Genomic DNA, 17,179 nt, shown 5'->3' on the forward strand with positions numbered 1-17,179 from the left:
AGAAACTCATTGGTTAAGTACCAAGAATTTGTAATGGTAGGCTTAATAGCTGATCACCAGTCGATGCAAAATACCAGATAACACCGATCAAACTACTGACTAAACCCACATACCAAACGAATGACACGACTTGACCGTATTTGTCTAACGGTAACAAATGACTGTGATGACGCCCTTTCCATTCGAATAGTATTTCAACACTGCCCATGATCAATAAGAAACCAAACAGGGTTAAATTCAATTGATAACTCAATACCACGCCAGCAACGGCAGCCGCGACACAGAGTACGATCCCAAGCACACTGTTCATCGAAAAACTGATACTTTTAAGAACATGTCCACCATCAAGAGGCAAAATCGGCAGCAAATTAAATAGGTTTAACAAAGCGTTGAACACGGCTAGACCAGCAAAGAACATCTCACCAGTTACCCAGTACAATACAGTAAATATCAACGACAATATCAAACCAAACAGTGGCCCCATGATTGAGATAACCACATCTTGCCAGCGCGTATTAATCTTTTCGTCGGATAACGCCAAACCACCAAGGAATGGTATCAAATAAATGCCTTTGGTCTTCATGCCGAAGTATTTCATTGCTCTGATATGACCGTATTCATGGAACATAAGACAAGCGATCAAGGCAAGCGCGAACTGAATTGAAAATAGCCATGAGTAAGCCGCTAAACTCGCGGAGGCAAGTACCACCTTGATTAACTTGGCACTCTTAAGGGCTTTCATTCCCAGCGAAACTAACCCGATTAAGCTAAAACGCTTCTCTGGTTTTGGTGCGACAACCGGGGTTTGTTGCTCGATATCTTTGGTGTTTCGATTGCCTTCGGTAACAGTTTGGCCATTCACCGACGTTTTATACGTCATCTCAAACGGTTGCCACTGAACGGTTGACTCAACGTGACACTGCAACGTTTCTTCGCCAGCACGTAGTGTAAATTCGTGTGTTCGTGCGTCTTCTTGGTCTGTGGTCGCATCTAATTGAGATACCAGAGTGTTATCCCAATACAACTGTTGCCACCCTGCCATTGAACCTTCTAAACGAAGCGGTTTACCAAGAAACTCTATCGCGAGTAATTCCAAACTTAAATTCCAATTTAATGACTTCTAACGAGTGTCGATATTATGCCGATTTAGCGATCGGTGGTAAACATAAACAAAGTTGTTACATATCGAGCAATTGAACACTATTTGTACCAATAGTTAACATAAACATTCTGGTCACACCTCCAACCACAAATAAATCATTGATTGTAATTATATTATTAGTGTTAAAGTGCCGCCCCTTAAAAATATAACCTCACAAAATAACAACTATTTCTTTGACTTTATATAAAACATGAATTTAACATGCTGTTTACATTAGAGCTTCAACACCAACAATGCTCAGTGTGTTTTCAAACGATAATAATGAAATTCGATGCCCTAGGAGGGTCAAGGATGAAAACAATACAACGCTCTCTCGTTTCTCTTTCTGTGCTATTTGCATGCAATTCACTTGCGGCTGGTTTCCAAGTTGCTGAGCATTCTGCCTCAGGTCTTGGTCGCTCGTTCTCAGGTGAAGGTGCAGTAGCTGACAACGCGAGTGTACTAGCGAGAAACCCCGCCGCAATGACCCTATTTGATACAGCCCAATTTTCAGGCGCGGTTTCTATCGTTGATCCAGAGGTGGATATTACTCAAAACAATGTTCCAGGTTCTGGTGGACAAAGCCAAGTATCGAAAGATGTTGCACCTTTGCAAGTGGTTCCGGCTGCTTACTACATCAGCCCAATCAATGACAAATGGGCTTGGGGCATCGGTATGTTTTCTAACTACGGCGTTGCTACCGATTACCCAGATGATATTTATGCTGGTGATCTTGCCGGTGATACTTCACTTGTGTCAGTGAATCTGAACCCGAATGTGGCGTATCGAATTAATGACCAATTCAGTGTTGGTGCTGGTGCAAACCTTGTTTACGCAGAGGCAGAACTTAATCGTCACCAGGGTTCTATATCGAACATCACTGGCGATCCTGCTTCTACAAAACTGATTAGCATGACAGGCGAAACCTTTGCATTTGGTTGGAACGTAGGCGCGTTATATGAACTGAATAAAAACAATCGATTCTCTATCGCATATCGTTCAGAAGTGGACCTAGATTTTGATGATGGCGACTTCAGCGATTACACGGGTAGCATCGTACAAGGCAGTGCAACGACCACAACCGGTCGTCTAAAAATTACATTACCTTCGATCATTGAGGTTTCAGCTTTCCATCAACTCACCGATCAATGGGCTATCCATTACGGCTGGCAACAAACGGGTTGGAGTAGCTTTAAAGAGCTTAAAGCGACGAGTTCAGATTGCGCAAATGGCGAGTGTTTTAAAAAGACCGAAGACTACGACGACAATAACCGTTACTCACTGGGTGCAACTTACCAGTTAAACCAAGAATGGACCTTAAGAGCGGGTCTAGCTTATGACGAGCAAGCTGGTGAAGCGACATTGAGTATTCCAGATAGCGACCGTTTCTGGTACAGCGCAGGTTTGACTTACCAATACAGCCCTAACCTTTCAATCGATGCTGGTTTCGCTCTTGTTCAAAGTAAAGAAGGTGATTTCACTGAAACCAATGAACTTGGTCAGGAACTTGAATTCTCTGGTGATGCAGTCGCTTACCTATCTGCAATTCAAATGAACTACACCTTCAACTAAACGGAATTAAAACATGAAAAAGTTATTTAATGTTTCGCTGCTCGCTTCAGCAATGTTTCTTGCTGGTTGTGGTGATGACTCTTCGAGTTCAGGTGCTTCAACAGCGATTCAATATGAGCAATACATTCAAGATTCACTCGCACAAGCGACGAGCATCAAGTTTCAATTAACGGGTGCTGATATTGCTGTTCCTCTTCCTAGTTTCGCGTTGATGGATGCTACCGACGGTACACTTGGCTTGCCGACTGGCGGTGATGATTCATTAACCAACCCTATCGCAGCAATGAATACAATGGATGGTTGGTCAACTTCAATGCCAATCATCATGGACTTTGAAGGTACGGGTTTAGCGGACGGCGTAGCTACTGGTGGGGTTTACCTATTAAAGCTTAGTGGCTCACTCACTTCTGAAAATGCACCAAGTGTCGCTGGAATATTGACTCTAGGCACTGATTTTAACGTTCTATCTAGCGCCTCAACTGACACATTTACAATTGTGTTCAATGATTCCTTAGATGCTTCAAGTGAATATGTATTGGCGCTATCAAATGAACTAACGGACGTTAATGGCGATCCTGTTGGCATGTCGGCAAGTTACGCTGCGCTGAAATCAAGTGCTGTAATTTACACCGAAGGTAGCCTCGCTCAAGCGCAGCAAGTCACCCAAGGTGTTGAAAAGATCTTCGCTGGAGCGAACGCTCAAGGCGCTATTACTCTTGATACGAAAGATATTATCTATTCGACGTGGTTTACGACTGAGTCTGTTGGTGACTCCCTTTTCGCTACCAAAGCGGCAACAGCTACAGGGTTGGCTGCAGCCAACCTTAATAGCGTTTGGACTGGGAGCGCAAACCCTAACTCTGTTGACCTGTCGACAGCTTATGCGATGCAGTTTGGTGCTACAGAATTGTTCAAAACAGCGCTAGCAAACGATACTGACTTTGATAAGTATGTTGCCGGCGGCGACGCGACAACTATCGCAACCTTGAAAGGCGCGATTAATGGCTTGTATGGCGCGACAGACAACGTAGATGTGACTCAAGGTTTTGTTCAATTACCTTATTATCTAGAAACAAGCGCTACTGAATGGAACTCACAGCCATTCGAATCGGGTATGCCTAGCTTAGCAAAAGTTTCAAGTGCTTTAAGTGATGCTAACGAGCAAGCTAACATGGCCGCTCAATTAGTTGCTGCAGGTATCGATACTAGTGTATTAGCGACTGACCAAACAGAACAGCTCAAACTGGTTGGCCTAAACCTTACTCTAGTAGATGGCTCACCGCTTGATAGCGAAAGAGTTATAACGAAATACTCTCCAGTTCCTCAGGTAAAATCATTAGAATCTATAGAGTTTTTGTTATTTACACCTGATAGTGCAGATCCTACTGATGTGGTTATTTACCAACACGGTATAACCTCTGCTAAAGAAAATGCTTATGCGTTCGCTTACAACTTAGCGAGAGCTGGCGTTGCTGTTATCGCAATTGACTTGCCAATACATGGTACGCGCAGTCTAGATGATACCCGTTCAGCAAACGCAGATGTGTTGGCTTATTTGAATCTCGCTAACCTACCTGTAGCTCGCGACAACGTTCGTCAAAGTGCACTCGACGTCATGGGCTTAAGAGCTTCTTTAACTGCTTCTTTGCAAGCTGGTTTACTTGCTAGTTCACCTTTGAAAGCATTTGCTGGCTCACAGGTTAAATTTTTAGGTCATTCATTAGGAGGTATTGTTGGAACAACTGCAGTTGCATCATCTAACCGTACGTTAGGTAGTGCTACTGCCGATGCTTTATATAGCTTCAGTGCTGCAGCTATTGAAAACTCTGGCGGACAAATATCTAACCTTTTGTTGGGTTCACCATTCTTTGGCCCACAAGTTAAGCATAACGTTGCACTAGGCGCTTCTACTGAATACGCAAGCTTCGCTAGTGCTAACTGTATAGGGTTAACAGATCAAGTTTGTTACAACACGTTTGAAAGTAATGCAACTGCGGCACAAAAAGCAACCATGACCGCAGCATTCCAACAGTTCTCTTATGCGGCACAAACCGTGTTAGACACTATTGATCCATACACTAATACTGATTACTTGCTAGCAGCTTCTACTCAGATGCCTATTTATATGGGGCAAGCACAAGACGACCAAACAGTGCCAAATACTGTTGCGGATGCACCTTTTGCTGGTACAACACCGCTCGCTACGAAACTTGGCTTAACTGTGGTAGATGCGAGCAATACAACACCAAACGGCACTAAAGATTTTGTTAAGTTTAGTGATGTGGCATCGCATAGTACATTTGTCGCTCCTCAAGATGACACTACACCTATGCCACTAGATTTAAACCATCACATTAGCATGCAGACACAAGCTACAGATTTCTTGGTAAACAACGCTTTATCAGCAGTCTCAATTAATGGAGCAGTATTGGAACAATAACTTTTCCTTACTGAACCAAATGCCAGCCTAATCGCTGGCATTTTTGTATCTGTCGTTCGAACACGTCCCCTAGTTAACCGTTTGCATAAACCTTTAAAACACAAATGGTTGATCTCAGCTAAAATTAATCAAGACAGAATACCGTACGACCTCTTTCTTTATTGCAAATAAAGTGGATAATAGCCCCGTAAATTTAATACCTAATAAATGTGAGTCCATTATGTCTTCTGAAGCTACTATGCTAGAACGCTGCCAATCTAAATGTGAACTATGTGGTTCTGATTCTTCTCTTACTGCATACGCAGTGCCGCCACACAGCCACGTAACAGTGGATCACGGCATCATGGTATGTGACAAATGTCTTGGTGAGATTGACGATCCTAAAGATATCAACCACTGGCGTTGTCTGACTGACAGCATGTGGAGCCAGGAAGCGCCAGTTCAAGTAACTGCATGGCGTCAACTAACTCGTCTGAACACAGAAAGCTGGGCTCAAGACGCGCTAGACATGATGTACCTTGAAGAAGAAACGTCAGTTTGGGCACAAATTGGTATGTCTGCTGATGACAAGCCTCTTGACGTGAACGGCGTTGAACTGAAGAAAGGTGACGACGTAACAGTAATTAAAGACCTGCCAATCAAAGGTACTAACCAAGTGATTAAGCAAGGTACTGTTATCCGTGGTATCAGCGTTGGTGATGATCCTAAGCTTGTTTCTGGTAAAACAAACGGTGGTCAATCAATGTACGTAATCGCTGAGTTCTGCCGTAAGAAGTAATTTCTTTTTACTGTTTGAATTAAGAAAGGCGCTCAATTGAGCGCCTTTCTTGTATCTACTATCTAACTGTTTTCAATTTAGTTATTTCTTAACCAAACATCTTGATTGGTTTGTGCTTTTTTCTTTTTCTTCTTTTTACCTGTGCCAGCCGGTGGCGCAACAGGTTTTAGTGCTGCGATAAGTTCAGCCGTCGCTTCTTCATCCACTTCAAAGCCTTCAATTTGCTCACGCTCAAGACGAATTTTGTTCTTCTTCTCGATGATTTTGAAGTGGTGGTAATCTTCGTGATCGATCAAAGATAGCGCAAGACCAACCTCGCCCGCACGACCACTTCGGCCGATACGGTGCATGTAGTCTGACGGGCTACGCGGTAAGTCAAAATTGATTACTACTGGCAGCTTCTCAATATCCAGACCACGTGCCGCAATGTCTGTCGCGATAAGAACGTCAATCTCGCCAGATTTGAAATCTTCAAGGATACGAGTACGTGAACCTTGCCCTTTATCACCGTGGAATACTTCAGCGATGATGCCGCGCTTGTAAAGCTTGTCTGCTAAGTGCTCACAGCTGTTCTTAGCATTTACGAAGATAAGAGCTTGGCGCCATTCGTGTTGTTGAATTAGGTGTGCGAGTAACGCTGTCTTGCGACCTTTTTCTACTTCAAATACACGTTGAACCAGTGTGCTCGCATTGGCACTTTGAAGTTGAACTTCAATGGGATCGCTTAGTAGTTCGTGAGTAAGCGTTTGAACTTGCTCTGGGAAAGTCGCAGAGAACAATAATGTTTGTTTCTTGCTCGGCAATAGCTTCAAGATTGCATCAAGTTCTTCGGTAAAACCTAGGCTTAGCATTCGGTCGGCTTCATCAAGCACTAACGTTTTTACTTTGTCTAGCTTGATTGCGTTGCTTGAAATGAGATCAAGCAGACGACCTGGCGTTGCTACCAAAATATCAGTGCCGCCACGTAGCGCCTGCATCTGAGTGTTTACCGATACACCACCAAACACACAAACCGTTTTAATCGCGCCGTTGAAATGTACAGCGTAAGATTTAACGCTGTCAGCCACTTGCTTAGCAAGTTCACGAGTGGGAACCAAGATAAGGCCAGAAACAAAGTTACCTTTGCCTGAACGACGGTCCAGAGGTGCATCTTCATGAATCTTTTGTAACAGTGGAAGTGCAAATGCTGCGGTTTTACCTGAACCGGTATTTGCGCCTGCAATTAAATCGCGTCCTGCTAACACACTTGGAATAACTTGCGCTTGGATAGGCGTTGGCTGTTGGTATTCAAGCTCAGATAAACGAGCCATCAAAGGTGAGATTAAGCCAAGATCAGAGAAGTTGGTTGATGTTGTGGTGTTAGTCATTAATTGCAGGAACTCAAAGCTAAAATAATAGCGCGCTATATTAACGTATTTCAGCAGTATTACGTAACTAAATCGCCCTTTCGCTTCTATTTCCCCGATTAATACCCTTCAGAAACCAAGTTATCGATGCTAGAGCGTCACTACTCACTGTATCCACCTCGTCTGCATACATTCTTAGCTTTATCATTGCCGCATTCGACGTGTGACAGACCGTTATGCCTAAGCTTTTTTTCAGGTGCTTAATTTGCGAAGAGATAGAATTTATTTCAGATACAAAAACGCCAGCTTGGGAAGCTGGCGTTTTCTTAAAATTCTATATTTACATATTAACGCTGAGATTAACGGTTAATGCCGATATCGCGTTGCATGTGACCAGATAAGTCGCTTGCGTAGTAACTACGTGGAGAGTTGTCTACGAAAAGAATATCGAAAATGTGTGCAATCAATCCTTTGAAGTTAACCGAGTAGGTCTTCTTATCCATAGAGTTAGGAACAGCGATAGTATTCATTTGTACTGCTTGAGCCATGATTGCCTCTCTATAAATTTGTTAATGTGTTTCGTTCTGATGACAAGAATAATAGGTGATCTTTTGTAGGTTAAAAAATGACTAAAATTAGACTTTGGGATTAGTTTTTCTAATAAAACAAACCATTAACAATGCCAAGAAATAGATATGCACATCAAGTGACTACAAATTCAATATGGTGTTTAAATCATGCATTTAGTACAAATACCCCGCAAACAACAGTGGCCAATGTCACAGAAAATTTACATAAATAAATTTTTCACTTCATCAGCCACGTATTCATTATCGACTTTTCGATAAGTTATATTTGTTTTTAATTTACTTGTTCAATACCTGGCTTCTTCGCATAAACCGACGCTATAACCGCAATCGTCATAGTCGAAATCAGTACAGCGAGCGACCAATAAGTTGGGATAGCCCACTCACTGTCAACCAATAGCATTTTCACACCGATGAACACCATGATGAATGCCAGTGCTGGTTTCAAGTAGATGAACTTATCCATCATACCTTGTAGTACAAAATACAACGAACGAAGGCCAAGTAACGCAAATACATTTGCCGCTAAAACCAAGAACGGTTCTTGTGTTACCGCAAAGATCGCAGGGATAGAGTCCAATGCAAACATCACGTCCATGACTGCAATCGCACCGATGACCAACATCATTGGAGTAAACGCCCATTTAGCACCCTGTTTAACCATTAATGCAGGGCCATGGAAATCCTCTGTTACCGGCATCACTTTACGAAGTAACTTTTCAGGCAGTGTATTCACACTCTCCTCTTCACCCTTGTCTAATGCCAGTTTAATACCAGTACCAATCAAGAACGCAGCGAACACGTAAAGTACCCAGTGGTATTCAGCCAATAGCTGTGCGCCTAATGCAATCATAATTGCACGAAGCACAAGTGCACCAATTACACCCCAAAGAAGCGCACGTGGTCTCAGATGCTCAGGAACTTGATATTGAGCAAAGATCATCGCAAAAACAAACAAGTTGTCTACGCTAAGGGATTTTTCTAACAAGTAACCCGTAATGAATGACACGGTTGCTTTTTGCGCTGTGTAATCACTATTCGGCGCATAAATGTCCCAAAATAGGTAAATAGAGCCAGCAAACAAAAACGCAAGTACAAACCAGAAAACACTCCAGATTGCCGCTTTTTTGATAGTAACGTTGCCGCCACGAGTCTGATAGATATCAATAGAGACGAGAATAACGGTCAGCAGGAAAAAGCCCGCATAAGTCGTCATGATTGGCGATGAAAAAAAGGATTCACTATTTGTAGATAATAGAGATTGAGTTGAGTTCATTATTCCTCCGGGCGGAAGAACTGTACAAAGACCTTCCGCAAACAAAGCATATCAAGCTCCATTACGGATCTTGACTGTGATTGCGTTGGTCTCGTTGAAGTGAAATATGGGATTTCACCTTTACATACCGGATAGACTCTTGGCCTAACGAGATGACGATATGTAAACTTGCGCTAACTACTCCCCAAACGCGTGGATAATAATCCTCTGATTGTGTTTCGTCTATATAAATTTGCACAGAAAAAGCAAAAAAGGAGCAACCTGCTCCTTTTTTATTTCTTCCACTTACGCTTGGTATAGCGTTTATTGATAATGGGAATACTGCGACTGTTCAAAGCTGATCTTATCCAGCACGTAGGACCATTACAAACCTGTAGTTGGCACCAAATACACTAACGCTGACCAAACTGATACCCAACCGACAACCGCTACCGCATCTAACCAATCTTTCTTATCCATGCATATCTCCACAAGAAGGCGACCTGCAGAGGTGAAGCATAAACAATGCCAATTTTATAAATAACCCCAGTTAATAGCATTTAACATCAGTATTAGCTTCGCTTATCTAAAACATTCCATACAATTCAACGGTTCAATGTGTTGAAGAGACTCTGGGTGGTCTTGCAGAAACTCAATGAAGCAGTCTGCCATAGAATCAGTGGTTACCGTGCCATCGCCTATCATATCCAACACGGCGTTATAGCCCTCTTTCCCTTTCATTGTGTAGGCAGACGACGCGCCACGGTAAATACGCTTGCGAGAAATAGTCTGCCAACCCGATTCATCAGAGTGGATTTCTAGATGGTGAATCCTGTGCCCTAAAGGCGCTTCTTTGTGGTAACAAAACCTCAGATTGTACGTATAAGGGAAACTGCCAGACCCCGTCCCCACGACGCCATTATCAATCGCGTTATTGATTGCACCTTCAAGCATGCCAGCGATCGTTTCACCTTTTACTTCATACACACCAATGGGTACGGCAAACGGTAGTAGTTTTCCGGCAATATCGGCAACAGAGACATCGCCGCTATTCAGTGAATTTCTTACACCGCCAGAGTTATGGATCGCAAAGTCTACCTGATGGCCTTTCTTATTCATTAAGTAATGGAATGACTGAGCAACCAAGGGCGCAAGTTGGCTCGGGCCTTTCTCGTCCGGGATACGTACATGGCGAAGTTTTGTATCTGCATGAGCAATAATTTGTTGCTGAAGCTTTCGAACTCGCGGCTGGTATTTATCCGTAAGAATACTCTGCAGTTCAGGATCTTTTTTACACACTGCAATATTGGGGTGATTGTTCAAAAACTCACACGCCATATCATGTGCGTCGTCTTGCCCTACTTCACTCAATTTCGCGTCTATAAAGAGTCGACGACCTAATAACAGTTCGTTCTTACCATTAAAGTGCGTCACTTTGCCTTGAGCATCGAATTCAATTTCACAGTGGCCTAGACTCATTGCGTGGAAACCCGCTTGCACAACATAGGTGTCACCAATTTTTACACCGTAGTCATCGTCTTTCACTAAGCCGATATCCGAGAAATCACCTTGTAAGCGGTGACTGTGGCCACCAACAATCACACCGATACCTTTCACATTCGCAGCTAGCTCTAAGTCGGCTTCATAACCAAGATGACTAAGTAACACAATCTTGTTGATACCTGCTTGATGGATTTGCTCAATGGTCGCTTTTGCTGTTTCCAAAGCATTTTCAAACGGTGTATCGATATCTGGGTTAGCGATGCCTGCCATCTTGTCGATGCTTAAACCGAATATTGCGACCTTCTCGCCATCAAACTCTTTCGTTATAAAAGAAGCACTTCGTGTTTCAGGCAGATAAGGCTTAACAATTTCGTTGTCCGCTAACGTATGAGTTTTATTGATATCCTCATTCGATAGATTCCAGTTACCGGCTAACAGTGGGAATTTGATTCTTTTCGCGAAAATCGCAACGGGTTCATTACCCATGTCTAACTCGTGATTGCCGAGTGTCATGGCATCTATATTAAGGGCGTTCAACAAATCGGCGTTGGCTTTTCCCTTGAATAAAGAAAAGTACAAAGTGCCTTGGAAGCAGTCGCCAGCGTGTAGGAACAAGGTTCCAACCTTCTGGCGCTGCGCATCTTGTTCTATTTGTTTAAAGCGTGTTGAAATTCGAGCAAAGCCACCAGCACTGACATAAGGTTCAATGATGTGATTGTTCATTTTAAGTGATAGCTGTAACGAGGTTGGTTCAAAGTATGAGTGGGTGTCGTTGATGTGTGCCAACACTATTTTTGTCGGCTTATTCTTTTTAGTCATATTTTCTTCTCTCTTTGTCCCTTCATACTAGGTCGAGAATCATGACAGAATCGTGAATTTTATGAAACTGCACTGCAAAAAAATACTCGAGATAGATCAAAAATCTCATTTTGCACCGTATTAATAAACAACGGGTTTTGTGACAGGTGAGCATACCGGATTAGTATTTTTCGATTATGATTAAAGATATCTGTTAGCTTTCAAACAATTAGCAGAGCCTTCCGTTAGGAGTAAGCCTATGCAACTAGAAAGAATCGAGATTTCTGGCTTTCGAGGTATCAAGCGCATGTCACTCGCGTTTGACGAGCTAACCACGCTTATTGGTGAAAATACTTGGGGTAAGTCTTCATTATTGGATGCCCTTTCCGTCGTACTGCCTTCAGACGGTGTACCATATCACTTTGAAATGACCGATTTTCATGTCGATTACTCTGTGTCACATCCACAGTCTCAACACCTTCAAATTGTTCTCGCATTAAAAGCTAACGACAAGAGCGAACTTAACGCAGGTCGTTATCGCAAACTCAAACCTATCTGGGTTCAAGATGAGTTTGGCGCATTTCGCATCTATTACCGAATAAGCGCGACGTTAGAGCAGTACGAAACGACCACACACTATGCATTTTTAGGTTTGGATGGTAATCCGCTTAAGCTTCATCATTCGGAAAAGCTCGCTCAAGAATTAATGACCTTACACCCCGTCATCCGTTTGCGTGATGCGAGGCACTTTGATCGTCCTTTCAACGGCAAGTCTCTTAATCATAATGCTCACCTCCCAACTAACGGTCAGGCTAGCAATACGAATGGAAATGGAAACGGCAGTAATCATACAAGCAATGGTAATGGGGCGAACGGAAATGGTACCAATGGTAATGGGCGCCAAGCAAGAATAGAAAAACGCATTGACAATACCTGCCGTCGCTTAATGGCGATACCTGGCCATGTCAATAAAGGCGAAATGCGCAGTAGCCTAGAGTCAATGCAAAGCCTAATCGAGCACTACTTTTCTTTCAAAAGTACTTCTCGTCGTAATCCTAGAAAACAAAGGGATGGCCTACTCTACTCAGCTGGTGCGAACGACAAGAGCATTCATCAACTTGTTGAAGAGACAAAAAATAAACAAACCCGCTTATTATTCATGGGGTTACTTAACGCCTACCTGCAAGCTAAAGGGCCAAACGACTTACGACGATGTGCTCGTCCTCTTCTGATCCTTGAAGATCCCGAAGGTCGATTACATCCAACCCATTTAGCAAGGGCGTGGAGTTTGATGCAAAAGCTACCCATGCAGAAAATCCTTACAACTAATAGCGGCGATTTACTTGCAGCAGTGCCATTCCAATCAATTCGTCGCTTGGTACGTCAATCTGACAAAACCATCGCCAATCAGCTCAACATGAATCACTTCAGTAAAGATGAACTTAGACGAATTGGGTTTCATATTCGTTTCCACCGTTCCGGTGCCCTGTTTGCTCGCTGTTGGTTATTAGTTGAAGGTGAAACCGAAGTTTGGTTATTCAATGAACTCGCCAACCAATGTGGTTACAACCTTGCAGCAGAAGGTGTGCAAATTATAGAGTTCGCTCAATCGGGGCTTAAAGCTCTAATCAAAGTAGCTCAAGAGTTCGGGATTGATTGGCACGTGGTTACCGACGGAGATGCGGCAGGTAAGAAATACGCCGCAACAGTATTATCTAAGTTAGGAAAAGACCAAGCAAGACATCGCCTCACTGAACTACCAGATAGAGACATCGAGCATTACTTGTACATGAATGGTTTTGAAAACTTTTTCCGGGATATGGTTAAGATCCCTTATGACCATCCTATCCCTCCCAAAAAAGTGGTCGCGAAGGTATTAAAGAAACACGCGAAACCCGACCTTGCATTAGCTATCGTTTCTCATTGTGAGGACCAAGGACAAGAATGCATTCCGTTATTATTGAGGTGGACGTTAAAACGCGTGATCACCATGGCGAACGGGAATACCTAAGCATAATTTGTTTTATAGATGCTATCAGTTGCTCTACTGATGAAATCTTTAGTTTATTGCCTTAACCAAAACCTCAACAAAAAAAGGCACACCAAATGGTGTGCCTGTATAAATCGATATACAAATTAATTGGGGGTTATCTTGCAAGAGTTCACAGTGACTAAACCATAGCTTTCTTAACGTATTTATTAAGCCTTTGCCTGTTTAGCGTGTTGTTCAACAACTTCCGAAGATTGAGTCGATTTCTCGTGAAGCCATAGCCCTGTTGCTTTCATCAAGTATCCAAACACACCACCAAGCAGTAAAGATGGTACTACAAGTTGCCAATCGCCACCTGCAGCAAACGTCGCACAGCAACCAATGAAGGTTCCTGGGATATAACCTAGCCACGCTTGTTTCGCTTGAATACACATAAAGAAAGCCACAATAGCAGTAATCATGTAGCCTAAAATCTCTAACCCTGCGAAGGTTGAGCTTTCGATAATCACCATTGCCCAGAATACGCCTGTCATGTTGGTCAATAAGCTTCCTGCTAGTCCTTTAACGCCGCCTGTTGGCGAAGCAAAGTAGCTGGTGCAGCCTAGGAAACCTGCCCATGACAATAAGCCGAAAGAGATAGCTATCCATCCCCAAAGACCTGACAAAATACCTGTTGTTAATGAAATCGCGACTAATGTACTCATACTATTTCTAAAGCCTAATTACGTCATTGAACGCAACCGGATTTAGCCTCACTTAAAATCAAGTAAGCATACTATGGTAAGAACGCCTTCATTTAGACGATCACGATCACATTAATAATGTACGTGAATGTGCATTTATCACCAGATAGAGACCGGAAACGCTTATTCAACATATTTAGTTATTAGTGTTTTATCAAATCTACCTTACAGAACCGACCGTTTGCCTTTCATCATTCGCTTACCTTCTCGCTTAATACATTCAGCAAGTGGGTTTTCTGCCATGTCGGCACGCCAAATGAATGAAAGCGTACGCTCCATTTCAAGCTCAGGAACATTCAAAGTCACAAGCTGCCCTGATTCAACAAACTGCTCGACATCGAGATAAGGTAAACACGTTAAATATGGGCCGTTTGCTACCAAACTTCTTAAAACAGGAACGTGTTCATACTCTCGCCAAACATCGAGATCACCAATTAAATGGTGAATAGAGCTATCAAAAACTTTGCGAGTACCCGAGCCGTGTTCGCGCAATACCCACTTCGCTTGCTCTAACTGTGCCAAACTCACTCGTTCACGCTTCGCAAACGGGTGATGAGCCGAAGCAACCACCGTTAAATGGTCAGTACACCACACTTCTTGGTGAACTCGATTGTCATCACAACGACCTTCGATAACACCCAGATCATATTGATAATCTAATACACCATCAATGACAGCATCGGTACTTTGTACACCGAGCGAGATTCGCATCTCAGGAAAGTCGTTATCAATAATACTGATGAGATCCGGAACGAGGTGTTCCGCTGGCGTTTGGCTAGCACCTAATTTGAGTTCACCACTCAACAAATGCTGCTCATAGAAACCCATCTCAATTTGCTGTGCGTCTTGCAGTAAACGCTTCGCTTTTGGTCTTAACCACATGCCCCAATGAGTGAGGGCCATTTGCTTGCCCTGCCTTTCAAACAAAGGCCTGCCGAGCATTTTTTCCAACTGTGCAAGAGACATACTTGTCGCCGACTGAGTCAACGCCAATTTGTCTGCTGCCTGACTGACACTCCCGGAGTCTGCTACTGCATCAAATACCGCGAGTTGTTTTAATGAATAACGCAAAATTCATCCTTAATTCTTTTAATAACTTATGTCCTGCTGCTCGTTTTTTGTTAAGCCGATGAGCAATTGATTTCATTCTACGCTTAACCAAATCTATATCAATAATTTTGATGTGGTTTCTAAAAATTATCAATTTTACCTCTACCCCTCAACCCCCTAATCTGGAATGGCAGGACACAAACGAGCCCTGCAAAACATTACTGATTAACCATTACGGATTAACCAAGTCATTAACACTAGGAATTACACATGACGGATTGTTCAAGGGGGGGATATGGCAACCAGCACTTCTAAAAATCAGCAACTGTTCTCGCCAACAGAAATGATGGCGGAAGCCGAGAAGTTTGCATTAAGCAAAGCAAATAAAACCAGCAGCATGACATTGAGTTTGGCAATCATGGCTGGCGCATTCATCGGGCTTGCTTTTTTATTCTACATCACGGTAACCACAGGTAGCGCTGATGCTGGATGGGGATTGAGTCGTTTAGCCGGCGGTCTTGCATTCAGCATGGGGTTAATCCTGATTGTAATTTGCGGTGGCGAGCTGTTTACCAGTTCAGTGTTATCAAGCATCTCATGGGCTAACAAGCAAATAACCTTCACTAAGATGCTGTCTATCTGGGGCAAGGTTTACGTCGGTAACTTTATCGGTGCCATGTTCCTTTTGGCTTTGGTAAGCGCAGCAGGCTTATATCAATTAGATGGTGGCCAATGGGGCTTAAACGCTCTTAACATTGCACAGCACAAGCTACACCACAGCCCTGTTCAAGCTTTTGCTTTGGGTGTGCTTTGTAACTTGCTGGTGTGTTTAGCCATTTGGTTAACGTTCAGCTCCGCTAACGCAATGACCAAAGCAATGATGACCGTGTTACCCGTTGCAATGTTCGTAAGCTCAGGCTTTGAACACTGTGTGGCGAATATGTTCATGGTTCCGCTAGGCATCACAATTCAAGCATTCGCACCGGAAAGCTTCTGGATGCAAATCGGCGCAACACCAGCGCAGTACGCAGACCTAAACATCATGCAATTTGTCACCGCAAACTTAATACCAGTGACAATCGGCAACATCGTAGGTGGTTCAGTATTGGTCGGCTTAGCCAACTGGAGTATCTACCGTCGCCCACAACTTAAAGCAGCAAAAATTACTGCAATTACACAAACAACAGAAATTACGTCAGTTAAGGAAATCACTATGAACACAGCAACGACTATCAAGCAAATCATGAACACTCAACCAATTACACTAAGCGTAGAAATGCCTACATCAGTGGCAATTGATTCACTTTTAGACGCTCAACTTGTTAGCGCTCCTGTTTGCGATGTTGAAGGTCGTCTGGTTGGTATCTTCTCTGTTCACGACGTAATGGTCGACCTTTGGTGCCAAGACTACATCCCAACTAAAGGCCAGAAAGTCGTAGACCTAATGAGCCGTGACGTGGTGGCAATCGATGCAAACGACAAGCTGGTTGATGTAGCTGAGTTCCTATGTATCGACAAAGAGCAACTGTACCCTACTACCAGCATGGGCTTCGCAACTCGCTTGACTTCTCTTTCTCTAGAAGAGCGTGCAAAAGCGATGAAAGTGAGCCAGCCACATATGCTTCCAGTATTGGAAAACGGTGTGATGGTGGGTGTTCTTACTCGTACTGAGGTGATGCAAGCACTTCGCCCAATCTACGGTGACCGCCTAAACGTAGTACCAAAAGCGGAACTAGAAACGGCTTAACTGGTCAAGGGGTTAACTTGCAGTGGTTTAATCTACAGTGGATTAACTTGCAATGGTTTAACTAGGAAGCGTGTAGCTAACGACTGTTTTACTAGGAAGTGGTTAGCTAACTAGAACAAGGTTGAACAATTAGGGATTAGTTGTTCTCCTCGAAAATCAGTCATGGCAACGTTGACTGGCTAAAAGTAAATGGTGGCTTAAAGCGCAACTAAAGGTTTGACACAAAACA

12 protein-coding genes are annotated in these 17,179 nt (G+C 43.2%); 5 read left to right on the forward strand and 7 right to left on the reverse strand.

Features of this window, described 5'->3' with window-relative positions; genetic code table 11:
• Window positions 1-13 precede the first annotated feature (13 nt).
• Window positions 14-1,096, reverse strand: coding sequence for a site-2 protease family protein (locus FTW16_RS14605; RefSeq protein ID WP_057622219.1), 1,083 nt, complete (start codon window positions 1,094-1,096; stop codon window positions 14-16).
• A gap of 357 nt (window positions 1,097-1,453) precedes the next feature.
• Here FTW16_RS14605 and FTW16_RS14610 point away from each other — a divergent pair, with 357 nt between their 5' ends.
• The 3 genes from FTW16_RS14610 (at window position 1,454) to FTW16_RS14620 (ending at window position 5,931) form a co-directional block, all read left to right on the forward strand.
• Window positions 1,454-2,713 carry an outer membrane protein transport protein gene (locus FTW16_RS14610; protein WP_057622220.1) on the forward strand — a complete coding sequence of 420 codons (1,260 nt, stop codon included), beginning with the start codon at window positions 1,454-1,456 and terminating at the stop codon, window positions 2,711-2,713.
• A gap of 13 nt (window positions 2,714-2,726) precedes the next feature.
• Complete coding sequence (locus tag FTW16_RS14615; RefSeq protein ID WP_146491604.1) at window positions 2,727-5,153, forward strand: VolA/Pla-1 family phospholipase; 2,427 nt, start codon at window positions 2,727-2,729, stop codon at window positions 5,151-5,153.
• A gap of 220 nt (window positions 5,154-5,373) precedes the next feature.
• Window positions 5,374-5,931: a PhnA domain-containing protein gene (locus FTW16_RS14620; protein ID WP_017060062.1), complete on the forward strand. Its 558-nt coding sequence runs from the start codon at window positions 5,374-5,376 to the stop codon at window positions 5,929-5,931.
• Between the two features lie 77 nt (window positions 5,932-6,008).
• On the opposite strand, the gene FTW16_RS14625 is transcribed toward FTW16_RS14620, so the two are convergent.
• The 4 genes from FTW16_RS14625 to FTW16_RS14640 form a co-directional block, all read right to left on the reverse strand.
• Window positions 6,009-7,298 (reverse strand): DEAD/DEAH box helicase, encoded by a 1,290-nt coding sequence (locus FTW16_RS14625; protein ID WP_146491605.1) that lies wholly within the window; start codon window positions 7,296-7,298, stop codon window positions 6,009-6,011.
• A 338-nt stretch (window positions 7,299-7,636) separates the two neighbouring features.
• Window positions 7,637-7,825, reverse strand: coding sequence for a hypothetical protein (locus tag FTW16_RS14630; RefSeq protein ID WP_017059812.1), 189 nt, complete (start codon window positions 7,823-7,825; stop codon window positions 7,637-7,639).
• A 313-nt stretch (window positions 7,826-8,138) separates the two neighbouring features.
• Complete coding sequence (locus FTW16_RS14635) at window positions 8,139-9,140, reverse strand: TerC/Alx family metal homeostasis membrane protein (RefSeq protein ID WP_048612514.1); 1,002 nt, start codon at window positions 9,138-9,140, stop codon at window positions 8,139-8,141.
• A 561-nt stretch (window positions 9,141-9,701) separates the two neighbouring features.
• On the reverse strand, window positions 9,702-11,441 hold the full coding sequence (locus FTW16_RS14640; protein ID WP_146491606.1) for a bifunctional metallophosphatase/5'-nucleotidase: 1,740 nt from the start codon (window positions 11,439-11,441) through the stop codon (window positions 9,702-9,704).
• A 238-nt stretch (window positions 11,442-11,679) separates the two neighbouring features.
• Between FTW16_RS14640 and FTW16_RS14645 the strand changes: the two genes are divergently transcribed.
• Window positions 11,680-13,431 carry an ATP-dependent endonuclease gene (locus FTW16_RS14645; protein WP_146491607.1) on the forward strand — a complete coding sequence of 584 codons (1,752 nt, stop codon included), beginning with the start codon at window positions 11,680-11,682 and terminating at the stop codon, window positions 13,429-13,431.
• A gap of 188 nt (window positions 13,432-13,619) precedes the next feature.
• Here the strand turns inward: FTW16_RS14645 and FTW16_RS14650 are convergent, their stop codons facing one another.
• Together FTW16_RS14650 and FTW16_RS14655 are read right to left on the reverse strand one after the other, a co-directional pair.
• The gene (locus FTW16_RS14650) at window positions 13,620-14,114 is read right to left on the reverse strand and encodes a DUF1097 domain-containing protein (RefSeq protein WP_017059817.1); all 495 of its coding nucleotides are present in this window, start codon (window positions 14,112-14,114) and stop codon (window positions 13,620-13,622) included.
• A gap of 204 nt (window positions 14,115-14,318) precedes the next feature.
• The gene (locus FTW16_RS14655; RefSeq protein ID WP_010429535.1) at window positions 14,319-15,224 is read right to left on the reverse strand and encodes a LysR substrate-binding domain-containing protein; all 906 of its coding nucleotides are present in this window, start codon (window positions 15,222-15,224) and stop codon (window positions 14,319-14,321) included.
• Window positions 15,225-15,498: 274 nt separating this feature from the next.
• Here FTW16_RS14655 and focA point away from each other — a divergent pair, with 274 nt between their 5' ends.
• The gene (gene focA, locus FTW16_RS14660) at window positions 15,499-16,950 is read left to right on the forward strand and encodes a formate transporter FocA (RefSeq protein ID WP_146491608.1); all 1,452 of its coding nucleotides are present in this window, start codon (window positions 15,499-15,501) and stop codon (window positions 16,948-16,950) included.
• Window positions 16,951-17,179 lie beyond the last annotated feature (229 nt).

This window comes from Vibrio sp. T20, from assembly GCF_007858795.1.
Taxonomy (GTDB): domain Bacteria; phylum Pseudomonadota; class Gammaproteobacteria; order Enterobacterales; family Vibrionaceae; genus Vibrio; species Vibrio satsumensis.

Coding starts and splice junctions, on each gene's coding strand:
- focA (WP_146491608.1), top strand. CDS start 15,499: ATGGCAACCAGCACTTCTAAAAATCAGCAACTGTTCTCGCCAACAGAA.
- FTW16_RS14625 (WP_146491605.1), bottom strand. CDS start 7,298: ATGACTAACACCACAACATCAACCAACTTCTCTGATCTTGGCTTAATC.
- FTW16_RS14640 (WP_146491606.1), bottom strand. CDS start 11,441: ATGACTAAAAAGAATAAGCCGACAAAAATAGTGTTGGCACACATCAAC.
- FTW16_RS14650 (WP_017059817.1), bottom strand. CDS start 14,114: ATGAGTACATTAGTCGCGATTTCATTAACAACAGGTATTTTGTCAGGT.
- FTW16_RS14630 (WP_017059812.1), bottom strand. CDS start 7,825: ATGGCTCAAGCAGTACAAATGAATACTATCGCTGTTCCTAACTCTATG.
- FTW16_RS14610 (WP_057622220.1), top strand. CDS start 1,454: ATGAAAACAATACAACGCTCTCTCGTTTCTCTTTCTGTGCTATTTGCA.
- FTW16_RS14635 (WP_048612514.1), bottom strand. CDS start 9,140: ATGAACTCAACTCAATCTCTATTATCTACAAATAGTGAATCCTTTTTT.
- FTW16_RS14645 (WP_146491607.1), top strand. CDS start 11,680: ATGCAACTAGAAAGAATCGAGATTTCTGGCTTTCGAGGTATCAAGCGC.
- FTW16_RS14620 (WP_017060062.1), top strand. CDS start 5,374: ATGTCTTCTGAAGCTACTATGCTAGAACGCTGCCAATCTAAATGTGAA.
- FTW16_RS14615 (WP_146491604.1), top strand. CDS start 2,727: ATGAAAAAGTTATTTAATGTTTCGCTGCTCGCTTCAGCAATGTTTCTT.